We start from the raw sequence: 17,826 nt of genomic DNA, 5'->3' as shown, positions 1-17,826 counted from the left end.
ATATACACCGGTCGGCAGGTGCGCCTGTGATGCGACCGACTGGACGTTGCGGTCCCATCCTCGCAGCGTCCCGGACGATTTCGTTCAATGGCTAGGAGGGTTGTGCCGGGACCAGGCGCTCGGCGTTGGAAGGTTTCCGTTGACAATGAGGATAACGACCAGGCTCGGCGCCTCTGGGTTGACAAGCCCGTGCAACCGCGGCTCTACTGTGAACAGGTAGTTCTCTGGCGTGCCGACGGGAAGTGTCTTTGGGCTCATGTCGAGGATGGTGAGGATGGATAGCCGTGTTCCGTCGGCGGCGGCGTACTGCGTTGGTTGGCCCATGTACTTCGGTGCGGAGGTGTGGGTGACGGGGGTCCTGCGTTCGACCTTGAGCTCGGCTGTGATGCCGTCGTGGCGGACGTCGAGGTAGCCGAGGGCGAGTGGGCTACCGCGCTCGATGCGGCCGCCGAGTTCGGGATCGGCAACCAGCGCACGGTGAAGGTCGTCATGGAACTGCCGTTCGCTGACCTTGGTRCCGCGTCGGTATCTCCTGTCCCAGGTCATCCGGAGGCCGACGCGGCAGATACTCGTCAGTAACCGGCAGAACGCCTGGAGCTGGTCGGCGTCGTGGCCGGCGCGGGCGAGACGGTCGTAGATGTCGAGCAGTCGTTCGTCGAAGACCGGGTAGTCGGTGGTGCGGTCGCGGGTCGCGTCGTACGGGCGGAGCCTCAGCTCGCGATGGCCGGTGACGTCGAGCTTTTGGGTCACCGGCTCTCCGTCACGGTGCCCGCGCCAGACGAGGCGTACCAGCAGTGGCGGTGCGGGTTGCCCGGGGCCGAGCGCGAATCGAAGTACCAGCGGCCCTGCTTTCTGGTACGTCTCGCCGTCGCCGGAATGATCGGGACGACTCCAGGTGAACTCGGGTGTTGTGATTTCGGCGGCGGTCAGGTGGGTGAGCAGTTCGGCGTCGAGCCGGTCAGCCCATTCGGGCCATGGGCCGGTCTGTGCCTCCAGGCTGAGGTCATAGACACGGCCGCGCTGAAGGACCTCAGGCCCGGTAACGAGCTGGCCGTCGAGTGAGGCGAGGACGACCGCTACTGGCGCCGGATCCATACGGTGGTGCGCCTGCGACTGGCTGCCGCTGGCTGCGGACGACGTGGCGCCAGCACGGGCGCTGCGCAGGCGACGGCCGGCGACAATCGGTAATGGGATGGGCAGGGTGGCCCAGTCCACGAGCACGGGTGCCGCAGGAGCACCGGGCGGGATCGCCGTTACCGCACTGAGGTGCGCGAGCAGCGGCGCGGCCAGAGGGTCGTCAGCCGCGAACCGGGTCTCGAGGTCGTGGACGATCAGCCCTACACGGCGGGCCGCAGCGGCTGCATGCGCGGTGACCCCGTCACGATCGGCATCCAGTGTGGCGGCGTCGGCGCGCAGCAGGTGGGCGGCGACATTGCACGCCGCTGCGAAGGCGCGCAGATAGGCGCCGGTGTCCGTCGCGTGCAACGAGGCGGCGGCGAGCGCGTCGCCGGCGGCCATCATGGCATCGGCGCGGGTGCGTGCCGCGTCGGCAGGATCGGCAACGGTTGGGGCACCGATGCTCGCGAACAACTGCCGAATCTCAACCGCAGCCGAGGCGGACGCGGCCAGYCCGCGTCGCACGTCGCTGGTCTCGCCTTCGTCTGACGTCAACGCCGCGACAGCAGCCGTGATGCGCGTGGCTTCCTGGTGCCAGTCACGCCCCTGGCTTACGGCGGCATCGCCTTCAGCGGCGAGCCGGATCAGGTCCATGACGAGGCGATGCGATCGGAACGCGGGCTGGTCGGGCGTCGCGGCGAGAGCCGCAGCCATGATGGCCGCCGCCGTAGCCGGCCGGCCTGCTCGCCAAGCGACCTCCGCGAACCTGCCCGCGGCGAGTATCCACAGCGATGCGTGCCTGAGCGCGGGCCTTGTGAGTTCGGCATCTGTGAGGTCAGCCAAGCCAGATCCGCAGGCCAGAAGCGCGCACAGCTCGGCTTCATCTCGGCCGCCACTGATGCGTGGGTTGGCCGCCTGCCGGAGACGCAGCCGTGCCATCTGCGGCGACCGGCTGGTCTGGGGCAGCCAAGGCGACCGCAGCACGTCACGGAGATCGTGAGCGTCGAGGGCCGCCGCCTTCTCGAGAATCTTCAGCTCGACGGAGACCCGCCCTGACTCGTCGGCGAGCTGCGAGAGGCGCATCGCCGCCCAGATCGCATCCTTTACGATCTCGGCGTGCGACTGCGGATCAACGCCGTCTAACAGAAGCAGCGCATGGTAGAGCAGGCGCAGCTGATCTCCCGGCGACCAGTCGAGTTTGGCAGCGGCGCGGGCGACGGCGCCCGCGACGACGACTACCGGGTCTTTGATCAACACTGGTAGTAGATCGACGAGACTTGACGGGACCTCGTGGGCCGTGGCGATCTGCGTCCAGGCATCGATTGCCCGGGCGCGCAGGAGCGCATCTCCATCGACGAGGTAGCGGTGCAGTGTCGGCAGGACGATCCGAAGTACGCCTGGCGCGTCGCCGTGCCTGTGCGCGATGCGGCCGAGAGTCCCCAACAGCCACCAAGCGAGGTCACTGCCGCGCTCCGCGTCACGTTCATCAGTGATGAGGTCAACGAGCGCGGTACACACGACGGCGGCATCGGCAGTAGCCACGGACTCGATCGCATCGAGCACACGCCCGATCGCCCCGTTGATGGAGCTCGTGCGGTTCAGCTGCTCCAAGACCTGCAGCGCGGCTGGTTCGTGGTTCAGCACCTCCAGTCGGCTAGGAACTGGCGCCCGCTCTACGTTGATAAGACCCAAAACGGTGCCAAAGAGCACCGTGGTGTGCTGGAGCATCGCCGACGGCTCGTGCTTCGCGAGAAGCTCCAGCAATTCAGCTCCGTCGACGCGTAGCTGATCGCCCCAGTCGCCCCCTGTACGAGCTGCCGCAGCCGCGACAAGAGTGTCGCGAACGGCAACTCGACGCGCCGTGGCCGGAGTTGGATCCCCCGGCTCACGCCACCGGTAGTCAGGCGCGATCATGAACACGGATACCGACAACACCTCAAGCAACGTTCGACGATGCTCGTCATCGCCGTATCGGCCGGCGGCGTTGACCGATGCTGCCACGTCGCCGATACCGAGAACCAGCAAGATAGCCAGCGTCCGCTCGATCGCCGGCACCTCCAGGTCGTCGTACCTGTCGTCCGCCGGCACCGCCAGATTGAGGACGAGTGCATCGATCAGGCCCGCGGCGAGGGCTGGCGACGTCCCTGCCAGTGCACGGATCGCACCAGCCGCCGAGCCTCGGTCGTGTGGAGATGGAGAACGCGGTGGCGGAGCGCTCGGCGGCAGCACCAATCCGCTAGGCACCGCAGGCGGYGGCAGCATGGACCGCAAAACCCGTCCTACGAGGTCGGGTAGGGCGATAGCGACCGCCTGGAGACCAGYTGGATCGTTCGCTCGGCTCGGGTCCGAATGGCCGATGTGGTCAAGCGGGGGCGCACCAGCCAGCCGGACAAGCGAACGGCAGACCTCCTCGTCAATCGATTCGAGATCAACTTGTTCGATCAACTCGGCGACGCACGGCCCAGCCCACGTGGCGTGCCCGCTTCGCAACGCGACGACAGCGGCATGAGCCGTGGCCACAGCGAACTCCGGTCGCCTGCGCGCGAGCCGGCGCAACGCGTCCAACAGCTCGTGGCCCCGCCCGGCCTCCTCGATCAGCTCAACCGCAGCACCTACGACGCCTTCGGTGAACAGACCGGGCGCGCGATCGGCGAGCATCGCGATCCGGACCCGCGCGGCGTCACCCTCCTCGTGTGACGTCAGCGAGGAGGGGTCACGGTCCAGGATGTCGACATCGCGAAGCACCCCCGCCATCGCCTCGCCCGACGACGCGCCCAATGATCGACGCTCCTCAGCACGCCGTTCCCAGTCCATTCGTTCCCGCGCCAGCCTGGCCTGTTCCTCAGTACGGGACGCTGCCGCGGCCGCATCGGCCTCCTCCGCCTTGGTCGCGAGGTTCGGCACTTCACCTGTCGGCCGACGACGCCCGCAGCCCTCACAGTGCTCCCGGTAGAAAGCCATCGCGATCCACGGCACGTTCACCCCCGCGCCCCCGAACGCGACAGGACACCGGACCTGGCGCATGCCTATCGGCAGCCCTGTCTCTGCCTCGACCATCCCGAGGCCGCCACGCGGAATGAACTCCATGTCGAGGCAATGCCTGCGCGCAAGCTCGATCATCTCCTTGTTGCGAAGACCTGTCTGCACCGCGTCGTCCCACAGACGATCTGTCGAACTCGTCACGCCACAATTGTCGACCCCCCCACCGACAATCCAGACGACGACTCGTTGATCGACAAGATCGCCGAGCCCGCCGAGGCGACGTGGGCGGTGACCGACATGGGCGGCCGACCGGTCACCTGCGGTCTGCGTCTTCTGAGCGACCGTACCTATGAAGATCCGGTCGCCGGACGGGATGTCATGGCCGCAGCCGCTGCCCCACGTTCAGCCTGTGGCTCGCCGAGCACGCCATCGCGGAACACCGCCTACCGGGCGGTGCGCTCCAGAAGGGTCTGGCCGATGTAGGCGCTACTCCGCACCTCCTTGGAGCGGACGACGATCAGCCAGCGTCGGCTCGGCGGGGGCCTTGACTCACTGGGTTTCTCGCCGGGCGGATGGTCGTCGGTCTAGAAGCGAGGTCACCTGGCCGCCGTCACGAGGCGGCTCGCCTTCGTGGTCTGAGTCGACGTCGTCAGGCTGCGCGCTGACAGGTGTGCGAGCGGTGACGGTGTGGAACAGGTCTGCTGGTACGCGGCACTGTGTGATCAGCTGTGTCTCGTCGATCCCGGCCTGGGTCAGTAGCTCGACGGCTCTTGGCAGCAGTGATGGCTGTTCGATGATGGTCATCAGCCCGGGCTCGTCGCGTCGCCAGCCACGTGCGGAGATGGTCATCATGGCGTTCCGGTAGGACACGTCGCTGAGTCGGCCGAGCCTTCGCGCGCGGTACAGCAGGGCCTGGATGCTGACGCCCCACTGTTCCTTCAGACGGGCCAGGTCTCGCCAGACGTGGCCGCCCATCGTCGCCGGAAGGAGATCGAAGATCTGTCCGGCGGGTGTCAACAACTCGGCCGCGAAGCGGTTTGCCTGATCTTCGACGATCTGGCCGCCGGGTTCGGCATCGCTGTGCATGACGAGGTGTCCAAGCTCGTGCGCGACGTCGAACCGTTGGCGGTAGTAGTCGTGCTTGATCGGATTGAGGATCACGACTGGGCGAAGCCGGCTGTCGAAGGAGTAGGCGTCCACCGTCGCCGTCTTCGGCGGGCTGAAGACCACCAGCACGCCGTGGTTCTCCAAGAGCCGGACGAGGTGGCCAGCAGGACCGGCCCCGATCTCCCATTCCTTCCGGACAAGGCCGGCGGCCCGCTCCGGACCGTCGCTGTCACGGTCGTCGACCATCACCGGGTAACTGGGAACGTCCCGCTTGGGGAGTTCGACGTGCTTCTCGAGGCTGGCGGCGATGTCCACCGCCAGCTGCCCGTACGCCGTCGCCTGATCACGGACGAGTTGGCTGGTCGAGCGCAGCGAACGGAAGTGCGGCGTGGTACTGGACGCAGAGACATCCTGCGGACGGACCACGAAGAAGCCTGGCTCGACGGCGAGGCTGAGCGCGAGTTGGGCCACCGTAGCGGCCGAGGGCCGCTTGGCTCCCGACTCCCACGCCGCGACCGCGGTAGGGCTCTTGTCGACAAGGTGCGCAAGATCGGTCTTCCGTAGGCCAGCCAGGCGCCGGGCCAGAGTCAGACGGGCGCCCTCGAAGAGCGCGGCCGCGTCGGCCGCCGGCGAGTTTGAACTCACTGATCACCACTGGCTGGCGCCCGGCGCGGCTCGGTGTCCGTCTTGCGCAGGAACACGTGCGCGTCCGGCACGTTGTTCGGCCCGGTAGGCCACGGGGCGTCGTCGGTACGGCGACCACCATGCGCAGGCGGCGTGCCCAGCAGATCCTGCCTCCAGTACCAGGCCGCGCCGCCTCCACGGTTCAGACGAGGACGGCCGAGAACCAGCTCGATCTGCTGGCTGACCGGATCCAGGCTGTGCGCTACGACGAAGGTCTCCAGGTCCAGGCTCTCGCCGTCCGCCAGCGCTTCCAGGCCGCCGAACTCATCCTCGTCGTCGAGACCGGTGAACAAGGAGGGCTGCGGCGGCTCAGGGCTGGGCTGCCGGGCCACGCGTTGCTTGGTCGGGCTCTTCTGCGGCCACGGCAACGAGTCCAGCTTGCCGAACGCGCAGGAGGCCAGCAGGATCCGACGTCCCCCGTGGCGCCATCCTGGGCTGCCATTGAGGTCGGCTCGGACTACCAGGCCGGAGGGCAGCTTCGGCATGGAGTCGATGTCCTGATCGGAAAGCTCGGCGTACAGCACGTCGAGATCCGCCTCGTCGTCCTCGGACCTGATGGCATACCGCCCACAGGCGAAGACGCGGTCCAGCCGGTTCCGGAAGTAAGTGAACCTGGTGTTACCCAGCCACGCCACGTCGAGTCCATCGGGCTCTGAGTAGCTCTCCAACGACCGAGTCACGGCGGAGAGGTTCGCCYAGCACACGCCAGCCAGGACCCCGGCCTCGCCGAGTTCCGCCATCACCTCATGTTGTTCACTCACAGGACGAAAGTACACCCAGGGCCAGTAGATCCCGTCATCGACTGAACCAGATCGGCGTGTCGCGGCACGTGGGCCGAACTACGCCGAGTCGACAGACGAGCTCGGATGCCCGGGTGTCACGTCAGCGCGTCGGTGCCTGGCCGATCCGCCGCACGTCGGCGAGGGGGCGCTGTCGCACAGGCTGGCGTCATGGTCCACTTCGGTGGTCGAGACATGATCGAGTGGTGTCTCGCTTGTGGGGTGCAAGTGGACGGTCAGGGGCGCTGAGCTGGGCGAACAGTCGTCGGGGACCATGACGAATCATGGTGTCGACGGTGGTGTTCCTGATGGTGCGCAGGCTGCTTGGCATGGCCAGCTTGGGCGGGCGGCCGGACGAGAAGGACGTCGAGATCGCCGTCCTGCGCCATCAGATCGCGGTGCTACGTCGCCAGGTCGCCCGGCCCCGATACTCACCGTCCGATCGGGTGCTGCTGGCCAGCCTGGCCCAGCTCCTCCCCCGCCCACGCTGGTCGACGTTTCTCGTCACCCCCGCAACCCTGTTGCGCTGGCACCGCGAGCTGGTCCGGCGTCACTGGACCCACCCGCAGCGGCGTCACGGTCGCCGGCTCGAGGGCGCGACCGTGCAGCTCGTGCTCCGGCTCGCCCGGGAGAATCCCCGCTGGGGCTACCTCAGGATCGTCGGGGAATGCAGGAAGCTACAGGTCCTGGTGTCGGCCACGTCGGTCCGCAACATCCTTCGTCGCCACGGCCTCGGCCCGGCACCCCGCCGGGACGCAGGTCCCAGCTGGTCGCAGTTCCTGCGCAGCCAGGCCCGCGGCGTGCTTGCCTGCGACTTCCTCACGATCGACACCGTGACCCTGGCCAGGCTGTACGTCCTGTTTTTCGTAGAGTTCGACCGCCGCCACGTCTGGCTCGCCGGCGTCACCGCCCACCCCACCGCCACCTGGGTCACCCAACAAGCCAGAAACCTCACCTACCATCTCGGCGACGCCGGGCCGTACAGGTTCCTCATCCGAGACCGAGATGCCAAGTTCGTCCGCGGCTTCGACGACGTCTTCGCCGACGAGGGCATTCGGATCATCAAGACACCGGTCCGGGCCCCGCGGGCGAACGCCTACGCCGAACGCTGGGTCCGCACCGTCCGCTCAGAATGCCTCGACTGGACCTTGATCTGGAACCGGCGCCACGCCGAACAGATCCTGTCGACCTACGTCGAGCACTACAACACAGCCCGACCCCACCGCGGCATCGACCTCGGCACCCCCGACCCGCTGGCCCCAACCGGCGATCCAAGYGGGCCGATCAGACGCATCGACCGCCTCGACGGCCTCATCCACGAATATCAACATGCCGCTTGACCAGCAAAACCGTCTACTTGCACCCTTCACCATGMTCGTGCGCATCACGCGACTGCTCGTGACTGGGTTCCGAGGCTGGCGGCAGCTCGAGCTGCGTCCACGGGAGCATGTGCTCTTGGCAGGGGTTCCACGGGCCGGCCGCAGCGACATCATCGCCGCGCTTGCCCGGGTTCTGGACCCAGCAGCTAGGGGTGCCCGGACCACCGCRGCAGATTCTGCGCCCAGTCAGCTCTGTGGCGGGTCTGGAAGCGGAACCGACCGCGGCCGAGACGACGGTTGCCGATGGTGCATCGGTGCAGGACGGGTGTGCCGAGATCGAGGTGACGCTGGCCGGTTTCGACCCTGAGGTCGAGCAGATGTTCGATGGATACATCGAGGCGTTGGACCCGTCCGGGGTAGCCAGTCACGACCCCTACGCCGACCCGTCCCTGCCGCAGTGCGTCCGGATCGCATGCCGCGTGAGCTATGACTCCGTGGCCGATGAGATCACGACGGTTGTCTACTACCCATCGCGTAGCAACCCTGCGCTGGGAGACTTCGCCCGCGTGCCCGCAGCCACACGCCGTGCCCTACCGGTCGTGGTTCTCGACGCGGCTCGCCCGCTGCAACTCCGCGCGGGCGGCAACCTGCGCCATATCGTTGATGCAATCGATCCCGGCGGCGCCAAGGAGGCGTTCGCATCACTGAGGAAGTCGGTTTCCGCTGCGGTCGACAGCCTCTCCGCCGAATCAGTGATCACCTCGTCGGTCGGAGCTGTGCTCGGTACCGACGGCGCGGCCGTTCGCATCGGCGAGCCCGTTGTGGCCACCGATGTCGGATTCGTCGCTGAGGACGGTACGGTCGGCTCCCTACTACGCGCCCTGCAACCAGCCGTCAAACTGGACTGCGCCGGGCTGTTGCCGTTGTCCAGCCACGGAAGTACGACTACCGCCGTCTTCTCAGCGGCCGAGGCCATGCTGGTAGCCAGCGTTCCCGGCGCGATCGTGCTCGCCGACGACTTCGGTGGCCAGCTCGACACCACCGCCACCGAGCACGTCGCGGCCATGCTACGGGCCCGCGCCGGACAGGTCTGGCTGTCCACCCGACGGCCAGAGGCCGCTCGCGCATTCGACCCGGCAGACCTGGTCCGTCTCGTGCGCCCCGGAGGCATCCGCAGCCATCACCAGCTGGAACGCATCACGGACCGCAAAGCCCTCGCCGCGAGGGGCTGGCGAGTGGAACGCCGCCAGGCAGCTGGCCGAGTTGTTGGCCGCGGATGGCCGAGCCGGCGAGGCGATCGACCTGTTGCGGGTCTGCGTCGACGCTGGCAACTGGGACGTCGCTACCCGGCTGGCCACGTTCCTGGCCGAGCAGGGTCGCGTTGGCGAGGCGATCGACCTGCTGCGGCCCCGTGCCGCCCGCGACGCGAACGCCGCCAGGCATCTGGCCGAGCTGTTGGCCGCGGATGGCCGAGCCGGCGAGGCGATCTGCCCCACAGCCTGGCGACCAGGCCGACCTGGTACCGCTGGCCAATGCAGCCGGCCAGCAAGCCGTCGGGCACCGCCCGCCCATCCCACAACACCTGATAGGACCTTGACTGCGGACGTCGACGACGAGCACACCGGCAGGCTGAGCAGCGCCAGCTCGCGACCAGGACGGCTATGCAGATCTGCTGGGAGCCGACACACAACGCCCATCGAGCAAGGGCGGACCGCCGGATTCGGACACCACTGTCCGAGCGCGGGGCGCGACACCGACACCTTGCTGGCTATGAGCGATTCGATTGGATCTACCCTGGCGCGGGTCTTGTGGTGGCGCCTGCCGCGACGCGACCTACCAGTCGTGGCCGGTCCGTCGATCGCGGATCCCGGTGGCGGTCGTGTCCCCGCTAGCCAGCCAACCGGACGATCCGACCTTGTCAGCAATCGTGCGACGCCGCTACCCAGCTCTCGACACGGCTCGGCGAGGTGGACCAGGACAGCGGTCGCTGCCGCTAGGCGACCTCAAGATCGCGTAGGTATGCCCTGAACGCTCGCACGCTCTCGCGACCCAGTTCGGTGGGCGGCACGGCGGTGGCCACGTCACGGCTCACCTGGACGATGGGGCTGTTGTACTGGGCGCGCGGCAGGCCGGTCATCGCGTTGTACGCCTGGTCGATCCCGCCGTCGATGTCTCCGCTGCGGACCTGGCACAGCGCACGCTGGAGCTCGACCAGGACCGGCCCGCGCCGGTTCTCGACGGGGAACAGATGTGAGGCGGCGATCTGGGCCCCGTCGGCGCGGGTCCAGTCGCCGAGGTGGGAGTAGGTGTAGCTCTCGGCGAGGCGTAGGGCGCGTTCGGACCACCCGAACCACGAGTCGGTGTCCCCGGAGACCTCGGGCGGCAGGCGTTCGAAGTTGATCTGTACCTTGGCCAGGACGCTGCGTGCTTCGTCGTCGCGTCCTGCCCTGACGAGAACGCGCGCTTTCCCGTCCAGGTAGTCCTGCACCGCTGCGGGCGGYGCGTTGACGCTGGCGGCGATGGCGGCGGCCTCGGCGACGAGGCCGAGGACGTCCGCAACGGGTCGCTGTTCGTACAGGGCGCGGACGATCTCGCGCCCGCGGGTCCACAGCCGCGCGTGGACATCGCCCGAAGCGTCGGCCGTCCGCTTCGCGGTGCGCCACCAGCGACGAGACGACGGCAGGTCGCCGACGTCCGCGGCGGCATGTGCCGTGAAAGCTGCCAGGAGGGCCCCGATGCGCCGCAGCTCGCGTTCGACCGTGCTGTCCGTCTCGCCTCGCACGACTCCGCTGAGTACCGACAGGTCAGCGTCGAGTCGCCGCAACAGTTCGGCGGCAGGGTCGGTGCCATAGTTGAGGCTGTAGTCGTGCACGATCGCTCGCCACTCGTCAACTCCCGGTACGCCGTCGTCGGGCGCGAGCGATGTGGTCACCGTGTGGCGGGTGGGTTCCATCGCCGCGAGTGGAGCGAGCAGACCGGCTCCGGCGATAAAGCCGCGCCGGTCTACGGGCACGACAACCACCCCATGGGCACTGCGGACAAGCTCGCGATCTGTTACGTCCAGGCTACCGTCACGTGGCCCGCCAGTGAGCCAAACGCCAGACTCGCCCCGGATTTCAGAGATGGTGGAGCGCGGCGTCGAGGTCGGCGTGCCCGGCCCGGTCATGGTGCTCAGGACGAGGCGATCGGCGGCCGTGTAGTTCTCGTGGTCCTCGAGGTCGAGTAGACCGCCTACCGGAGCGCCGTAGGCCACCGCCAGCAGCGCGAGAACGCGCGGGGTGGGCCGCGTCCTGGATTGGGCCGGCCATTTCTCCAGTTCGCACAGACGCGGCCCGGTCATCGAAGCCCGCCCGTCCTCGTCGTATCCGGTGCGCGCGGCGGCATCGTTGACCTGGCGCGCGRCCTGGCTCAGCGTCCAGCCATGGGCATGCCGCCACGCCGCACGAGGCCGAAACCGGTAACGCCTCGCGAACTCGGCCGCGATCTCAGCGTGCCCCATCCCCAGAGCCCGCATACGAGAACGAAGATCGTCCTGCTCCTCGCGCAGGCTCATCCGTGCCGTCGCCATCTCCACCCACTCAGTTCTTGGTCCGCAGCGCACCGCTATCGGCGCAGACTAGAACTCTTGGTAACGCTGTCTATGCGTGTTGTGTATGCCTGCAYCGCCTTGTGCAGGACCGACGCTCGGGGTGTTCAGGCCTGGGTGTGTCGTCCGGGCACCTTCGTGACCGCCGCCCGAGCCCACCTTGGCACCGCGAAGGCCCATCGGCGGGTAGCGATGGCTTGGGCCTTTGCGGCGGCGCGGGACCTCGAGCTCCAGGTTGGTCGCCCAGCTGGCCAGGTAGTCGTTGTCGCTGAGGATCAGCGTCCGCTCGCCGTGCGCATGCCAGGTCCGGGCGGGGCCAGCGGGCACGTCAGCGATCCAGACAGGCGGCCGGCGGCGTGCAGCTGGACGTGCGTCCGGCGCTATGACGGTATGCCCAAGCCCAGATCTTTGCGCGCTGAAGCCTGCGGTGTCTATGCGTGTCCCGCATGGCCTGCTATCGGTTCTTGGCATAGTCAGGTTCCTCGCCTGGACGGATGCTTGGGACGCCGTGTCGCTGCGTGAAAGGACGGTTCCTTGTGTCCAAGTGCGCCCGCTCGCCTGATCTCTCCCCGTCTTCCCGATGAGCATCGCCGACCGTGCCGAAAGGGAGGAGATTTTTCCTGCTGGCGCGAATGTGRCATTCGCTGGCCTGACCGCTGCGGGCAAGACCACACACGCTCGGTTGTTGGCCAGCGAGTTGGGCTATGGGTATGTCTCGGCTACTGATGTCCTGTTGGACATCCTCGGCATGCCTGTCACGGCAGAGAGGGCCTGGCTGGAGCGGTACGACGAGGTCCAGGCGGCCCGAGCGGGTGATGCCGCGGACGAGGAGTTGGACCGGCGGCTGTTGGAGCTGRCTGCCAGCCGGCGGCGCACGGTCTTCGACATGTGGGCGCTGGCCTGGCTCGCGCCGGGTCCGCTGGTGCGGGTCTGGATCGAATCCGACCCGCCGTCGCGTGCCCGCAAGTGCCTCGTCTCGCAGACGCGCACCCACCTGTCCTTGGCTGAGTGCGACGCACTGGTCCGGGAGAAGGACTCCCATACCCGCGATTCTTTCGCACGTCGTCATCGGTTCGATCTTTATGCGGACCGCGATCGCTACAACCTCGTTCTATGTAATTCGCATCTGATCCCGGCCGCGGATCGGGAGTCCGCGGATCGGGGTATCGCCGCGTTCGCTCCCGTCGTGCGCGACACCGTCACCGCGCTACTGGCGGACTGGCCGCCCGAGGAACTGACTCGGCTGAAGAGGCTGCACCCAGCCGAAATTCTACATATCGGTCAGCGCCCCACATCCCGCGCTGCGGGTACCAGGTGCCACGCGCCTTTCTGATTCGGCTATCCCTCGTTCGTTCGAAGGACGAACTCTCCGGAGGTGTCCGCGATGCGCGTCGCCTTGCTCTACCCCGAGGTCTACGACATGGCTCGGTTCCGGGAACGTCGCCGCGAGTTCCCGCCGTTCGGAGCGCTCTACCTGGCCGCGGTGTTGGAAGACGCCGGCCACGAGGTGGCGGTCGTCCAGGTACGGCCCGACGAGCCCACCCTCGACCTCACCGGCTTTGAGGCGGTCGGGTTCAGCCTCGCCTCCTCGGCGACCTACGGCTTCATGGCGGCGGCCCGCGCGCGCAGCCGGATCGACCCGGGCTCGCTGGTGATGGTCGGTGGCGTACACGCCAACTTCTACCCGGATGACGCGCTGCGTGACTTCGCCGCGGACGTCGTCTGCGTGGGCGAGTCCGAGGAGACGATCCTCGACCTGCTGGCCCGCGCCAGCGCCGGCCAGCCGGTCACTGGGATCGCCGGGACCCGCTGGGCCGAGGACGGCCAGATCCGATCCGGGCTCCCACGTCTGCTGATACGGGACATCGACCGGCTACCGCTGCCGGCACGACACCTCCTGCCCGTGGAGGACGTCGTAATGACCGACCGGCTCGCCGGCCATGACGTGCGGATGGCACACGTGATGTTCAGCCGGGGCTGCCCGTTCCCATGCTCGTTCTGCGCCGCCGGCCAGACCCGCATCCAATATCGCTCCGGAGCCAGCGCGTACACCGAGCTGGCGCACCTCGTGGACCGCTACCGCATCGGCGGGTTCGCGATCGTCGACGACAACTTCGTCGTCAACAAGCGGAAGGTCGCAGACATCTGCGACGCGGTCGCCGACCTGGACCTGTCCTGGTCGGCGCTGTCCCGCGTCGACACCGTCGATGCGGCCCTACTGAAGACGATGGCCGCTTCGGGCTGCATCGAGATCAAGTACGGGGTCGAGTCCGGCAGCGAACCGCTCCTGCGGGCGATGCGCAAGAACACCACCCGCGCCGAGATCAAGGCCGCGTTCGCCGCGACCGCCGACGCCGGGATCGGTGCCAAAGCGTTCATCATCCACGGCTTCCCCGGTGAGGACCGGCAGACGACCGACGAGACGATCAGCCTGCTCGGCGAACTGGGATCGTCACTGACCCGTGTCTCACTGTTCCGGTTCGTCCCGCTGCCCGGAACCCAGGTCTACGCCGACCCGGATGTTCACGCCCTGCGGGGCCTACACACCCAGTTCGACTGGGACGGGGACTGGTCGAAGTTCCACATCCACCACAACGACCGCCACTGGTGGGGCAGCCCCGACCAGTGGGCCGAACTCGAGGACTCCTACCACAGGCTGCGCGGCTTCGTCGAAGACCACTGGGGCGCCCAGGGGTGACCACCGGCCCACTTTCTGCCCGCTGTTACGGTGCAACGGTGATCAACCGGCGCCCGCGCACCGTCGGGACCGTCACCCTGACCGACGTCCAGGCACGTCGACTGTGGAACTGGACCCTGTCCCGACAAGGGCTGCATCCACACCGCCGGCTGACGTCGGTCGCGCAGATCAGCCACGCGACGCTCGGCCTGCACGCCGCCCGCCTACCGTCCCCGTTCGCCACCGTCCTCGCACGTGCCGACGGCCCCGACGCGGCACTACCGATCCTCGGCCGACCCCACGGGCTCATCACGCTGCGCTGCATGCGCCGCACGCTGCATCTCCTACCCCTGGACCTCGCCGCCGCCGCGCACCGGGCCACCGTCCACTACCGCCTACGCGACGCCACCCGCCGCGCGTCCAACGCCGGCGTCCCCGACCAGCTGCTCGCCCAGATCCGCGCGCAGCTGCCAGGGCTGCTCGCTGACGGGCCGCTACCGCACCGACGCATCGAGGACACCCTCGCCCCCACTGGCACAGCCGCGGTCCGGGCCGCGGTCAAGGCCGCCTGGGAAGCAGGCACGCTCACCTACCTGAACGCCTCCGGCTGCTGGAACGCCGAACGCCGCATGTTCGGCCTGACCAGCCAGTTGCACCCCAGCCTCGATCTCGACCTCGACCGGCGGACCGCCACTCGGACGCTGCTGCGGGCCTACTTCGACCGGTACGGGCCGGCAACACTCGGCGACGCGATCTGGTGGTCCGCCCTCTCCCGCGCCGTCGTTATCGACGCACTCGACGACCCCGAAGCCCCGGTGGTAGAAGTCGCCACACCCTGGAGCCCCTCGCCGGCCTACATGCCTGCCAAGCGCTACGAACAGTTCACCGCGGCCGACCCCGACACCCACACCACTGGGCTGCAACTGCTCGCCCACGAGGACGTCGCTCTCAAGGCCTACGCGGAGACGCGCGCCCGTTACCTCGGCGACCTCGCCCCGCGGCAGGCTTTCAACCAGATCGGTGAAGCCCTCCCCACGGTCCTCCTCGACGGCCAGGTATGCGGCACCTGGATGTGGGAACCGGCCAGCCAAACCGTCGTCGCGACCCTCCTTCCTGGCCAGGCCACCACAACCATCCGGCAGGTCATAGCCGCCGCCAAACGGCACACCGAAGCCCTGCGCGCCGGCTGGCGACCACGCACCCCTCCCCCGTCCCGACCCGACCCACGACAACTGGCCCTCGCCCTCTGACACCGGCCACCCAAGCCGAACGGACGAAAGGACGCCCGTGCAGCCCCTCGCCACCGACGCCAGCCTCGCCGACCTGCAGCGCTACGTCGCCGAGATGGAAACCGAACGAGGCTTCACCGACCGCACGGTCCACGACCAGACCTGGCGCCTCATGGAAGAAGCCGGCGAACTCGCCCGCGCCGTCCGCAAGAACAACGGACAACGCACGCTGACTGGCGAGCTGGTCGGCAGCGTCGACGAGGAACTCGTCGACCTCCTGATCTTCGCCTGCTCGATCGCCAACCGCCTCGACATCGACCTCACCGACGCCATCCGCGCGAAGGAAACCCTCAACGAGACCCGAACCTGGCCCGGCACACACCAGCCAACCCCGGTCGCGGTCCCATAGCAGGCATCGAGGGACCCCGTGACCGGCGCGCGCACCGAGCACGGCGTCGCGAGCTCGCTTCCCGGATGGCAGACGCCGCAGCCAGTGTCCGCAGCGCCGGCTGGCCTTTCCGGCCGGATCTACCGGAAGATGCAAGAAGCCGCGTTCGAGCCGCAGAGGAGCAACATGGCCGTTCACGAGACCACGATGTCGATGCGGACTCTGGATGGTCTTCGACTGGCCGGCACCCTCGCGCTTCCGGACTCGGCCGTGGACCAGGCCGTGGTCCTGGTCCACGGCGGCGGGGTGACCCGCGAAGAAGGCGGATTCTTCACCCGCCTGGCCGCCGGTCTCGCGGACGCGGGTGCCGCCTCACTACGATTCGACCTGCGCGGCCACGGGGACAGCGAGGGCCTGCAGGAGGAGACCACCCTGGCATCCCATCTGAACGACATCCATGTCGCTCTGGCCCAGCTGAGAGCGGAGTCCGGTGCCGACGCGCTGCACCTGCTGGKCGCAAGCTTCGGTGGAGGGCTGACAGCCTACTACGCGGCGAAAAGACCGAACGATCTTTCGCGCCTGGTGTTGCTGAACCCTCAGTTGGACTACAAGAACAGGTACGTCGAGCAGAAGCCGTACTGGGTTGATGACGTCTTGGACGACGAAGCAGCCGAGCGGCTGGCGCGTGACGGATTTCTGCAGCACTCGCCGACAGTCCGGCACGGCCGGGCGATGCTCAATGAGGTTTTCTGGATTCGGCCTGTTGAGGCTCTCGGGGAGATCGCCGCTCCGACCCTAGTCATCCACGGCACGGCAGACACCTTCGTGCCGGTGGACGCATCGAGGGCAGCGGTCAAGCGGCTGCGGGCGCCCCACCGGCTGGTCGAGATCGAGGGAGCGCAGCACGGCTTCGCCGTCCACGACGACCCCACCTACGCCCACCCGCGCAGCCAGGAATGGCAGGCCTTCGTGATCCGAACGGTCAGCGACTGGGTGTCAGGCGAGCGTGATCTAGCTGGAGGCCTGGATCGCCAGGCGTAGCTCGCGAGGTCCGCGGTGGCGTTGCCACGGTGTAAGGATGCGAACGACGCGGCGTACCTCGCGTCGAGTGCGCTGAGAACTGGTGGTGTCGGCGACCCCGAGCGCCGCGAGCCCTTCCCGGGAGGCATCGTCGGGGTCGCCTGCCAGCGCGCAGGCCACAGCCCGCCGAGCCCGGTAGTAACCCTCATCGCGTCGGGTCAGCGTTCCCCTCGCAAGTACCTCGGCGTATAGCTCGGCCGCCAGTCGGGGCTTGCCCGCCTCGATGTAGCAGGTCGCCGACCGCAGCAGCCAGGTCCCCTCGTCGTAGCCAGGACCCAGTGGTGCCACCGACTCCGCACCGGCGTCGCCGAGTAACGCCCGGGCCTCGTCAAGTTTGCGTTCCGCAAGACCGATTGGTTCGCCGGTCATTGCCAGCCCACGCGCCTCCTGTTGGAGAACCTCTGCCTTCACGTGGGGTGGGAGCTGCCATGGACCGGCCCCTGCCCCTATCCGTCAGGATGAGATGAGTCAGGCAGTAGCTATCATCTTGTGACCTGGGCGGGTAGGGAGAGGAAGATCGTGACGATGGCAGTGCCGGCTGGGCGGGGCCTGGTCGATGATGTCCGTGTGGACGAGCGTGAAGGTGGTGGCCGGCGGCCGGACCCTGAGGTCGAGCCGAAGGCGCGGCGGCGGTCGTTCTCGGCGGCGTACAAGCTGCGGATCCTGAACGAGTACGAGGCGGCGCCGGACGGTCAGAAGGGCGCGATCCTGCGGCGGGAGAATCTGTACTCGGCGCATATCGTGGAGTGGCGTAAGGCCCGGGAGGCCGGGGCGTTGGCGGGCCTGTCGAAACCGAAGGGCCGCCCTCCGGTCGATGACCGGGACAAGGAGTTGGAGAAACTCCGTGCGGAGAAAGCCAAGCTGGAGAAGGAGCTGGCG

The 17,826-nt window shown here is 68.0% G+C and carries 14 protein-coding genes and 1 pseudogene; 9 read left to right on the top strand and 6 right to left on the bottom strand.

Going from position 1 to position 17,826, the window contains the following annotated elements; all coding sequences use genetic code 11:
- Positions 1-84: 84 nt before the first annotated feature.
- Positions 85-4,299, bottom strand: a complete 4,215-nt coding sequence (locus BL253_RS27650) for a hypothetical protein (protein ID WP_131831590.1) — start codon at positions 4,297-4,299, stop codon at positions 85-87.
- Between the two features lie 45 nt (positions 4,300-4,344).
- Here BL253_RS27650 and BL253_RS27645 point away from each other — a divergent pair, with 45 nt between their 5' ends.
- The gene (locus tag BL253_RS27645) at positions 4,345-4,581 is read left to right on the top strand and encodes a hypothetical protein (RefSeq protein ID WP_076820237.1); all 237 of its coding nucleotides are present in this window, start codon (positions 4,345-4,347) and stop codon (positions 4,579-4,581) included.
- A 66-nt stretch (positions 4,582-4,647) separates the two neighbouring features.
- Here BL253_RS27645 and BL253_RS44070 read toward each other — a convergent pair whose 3' ends face one another.
- From BL253_RS44070 to BL253_RS27635, 3 genes and pseudogenes are all read right to left on the bottom strand, one after another.
- The gene (locus tag BL253_RS44070; protein WP_241835213.1) at positions 4,648-5,334 is read right to left on the bottom strand and encodes an ImmA/IrrE family metallo-endopeptidase; all 687 of its coding nucleotides are present in this window, start codon (positions 5,332-5,334) and stop codon (positions 4,648-4,650) included.
- A gap of 312 nt (positions 5,335-5,646) precedes the next feature.
- Positions 5,647-5,850: pseudogene (locus tag BL253_RS45520) on the bottom strand (helix-turn-helix domain-containing protein); the annotation flags it as partial.
- Complete coding sequence (locus BL253_RS27635) at positions 5,847-6,413, bottom strand: hypothetical protein (RefSeq protein ID WP_198946419.1); 567 nt, start codon at positions 6,411-6,413, stop codon at positions 5,847-5,849. The gene BL253_RS27635 and the pseudogene BL253_RS45520, both read right to left, overlap by 4 nt.
- Positions 6,414-6,952: 539 nt before the next feature.
- On the opposite strand from BL253_RS27635, the gene BL253_RS27630 reads away from it, so the two are divergent.
- Positions 6,953-8,008, top strand: a complete 1,056-nt coding sequence (locus BL253_RS27630; RefSeq protein ID WP_076820234.1) for an integrase core domain-containing protein — start codon at positions 6,953-6,955, stop codon at positions 8,006-8,008.
- Positions 8,009-8,241: 233 nt separating this feature from the next.
- On the top strand, positions 8,242-9,573 hold the full coding sequence (locus BL253_RS41905; protein ID WP_131831589.1) for a hypothetical protein: 1,332 nt from the start codon (positions 8,242-8,244) through the stop codon (positions 9,571-9,573).
- A 407-nt stretch (positions 9,574-9,980) separates the two neighbouring features.
- On the opposite strand, the gene BL253_RS27625 is transcribed toward BL253_RS41905, so the two are convergent.
- Complete coding sequence (locus tag BL253_RS27625) at positions 9,981-11,000, bottom strand: NsdA family TPR-like regulatory protein (RefSeq protein WP_131831588.1); 1,020 nt, start codon at positions 10,998-11,000, stop codon at positions 9,981-9,983.
- Between the two features lie 1,153 nt (positions 11,001-12,153).
- On the opposite strand from BL253_RS27625, the gene BL253_RS27620 reads away from it, so the two are divergent.
- Genes BL253_RS27620 through BL253_RS27600 form a run of 5 tightly spaced genes read left to right on the top strand, consistent with a single transcriptional unit; the run spans position 12,154 to position 16,908 of the window.
- Complete coding sequence (locus tag BL253_RS27620) at positions 12,154-12,906, top strand: cytidylate kinase family protein (protein ID WP_076820232.1); 753 nt, start codon at positions 12,154-12,156, stop codon at positions 12,904-12,906.
- 51 nt (positions 12,907-12,957) lie between these two features.
- Positions 12,958-14,271, top strand: coding sequence for a B12-binding domain-containing radical SAM protein (locus BL253_RS27615; protein WP_131831587.1), 1,314 nt, complete (start codon positions 12,958-12,960; stop codon positions 14,269-14,271).
- Between the two features lie 38 nt (positions 14,272-14,309).
- Positions 14,310-15,500 carry a DNA glycosylase AlkZ-like family protein gene (locus tag BL253_RS27610; protein WP_076820230.1) on the top strand — a complete coding sequence of 397 codons (1,191 nt, stop codon included), beginning with the start codon at positions 14,310-14,312 and terminating at the stop codon, positions 15,498-15,500.
- Positions 15,501-15,537: 37 nt separating this feature from the next.
- The gene (locus BL253_RS27605; protein ID WP_081438752.1) at positions 15,538-15,888 is read left to right on the top strand and encodes a MazG nucleotide pyrophosphohydrolase domain-containing protein; all 351 of its coding nucleotides are present in this window, start codon (positions 15,538-15,540) and stop codon (positions 15,886-15,888) included.
- An 18-nt stretch (positions 15,889-15,906) separates the two neighbouring features.
- Positions 15,907-16,908: an alpha/beta hydrolase gene (locus tag BL253_RS27600; RefSeq protein ID WP_241835212.1), complete on the top strand. Its 1,002-nt coding sequence runs from the start codon at positions 15,907-15,909 to the stop codon at positions 16,906-16,908.
- On the opposite strand, the gene BL253_RS39630 is transcribed toward BL253_RS27600, so the two are convergent.
- Positions 16,879-17,316 carry a hypothetical protein gene (locus BL253_RS39630; RefSeq protein WP_198946418.1) on the bottom strand — a complete coding sequence of 146 codons (438 nt, stop codon included), beginning with the start codon at positions 17,314-17,316 and terminating at the stop codon, positions 16,879-16,881. The genes BL253_RS27600 and BL253_RS39630 overlap by 30 nt on opposite strands.
- Positions 17,317-17,436: 120 nt before the next feature.
- On the opposite strand from BL253_RS39630, the gene BL253_RS27595 reads away from it, so the two are divergent.
- Positions 17,437-17,826 (top strand): transposase (locus tag BL253_RS27595; RefSeq protein ID WP_206745135.1); only part of this gene is annotated, 390 nt, incomplete at its 3' end.

This window comes from Pseudofrankia asymbiotica, assembly GCF_001983105.1.
Taxonomy (GTDB): domain Bacteria; phylum Actinomycetota; class Actinomycetes; order Frankiales; family Frankiaceae; genus Pseudofrankia; species Pseudofrankia asymbiotica.
The sequence above is the reverse complement of the archived record's forward strand: the minus strand, read 5'-3'. Positions and strand labels throughout refer to the sequence as shown.

Coding starts and splice junctions, on each gene's coding strand:
- BL253_RS27615 (WP_131831587.1), top strand. CDS start 12,958: ATGCGCGTCGCCTTGCTCTACCCCGAGGTCTACGACATGGCTCGGTTC.
- BL253_RS39630 (WP_198946418.1), bottom strand. CDS start 17,316: ATGACCGGCGAACCAATCGGTCTTGCGGAACGCAAACTTGACGAGGCC.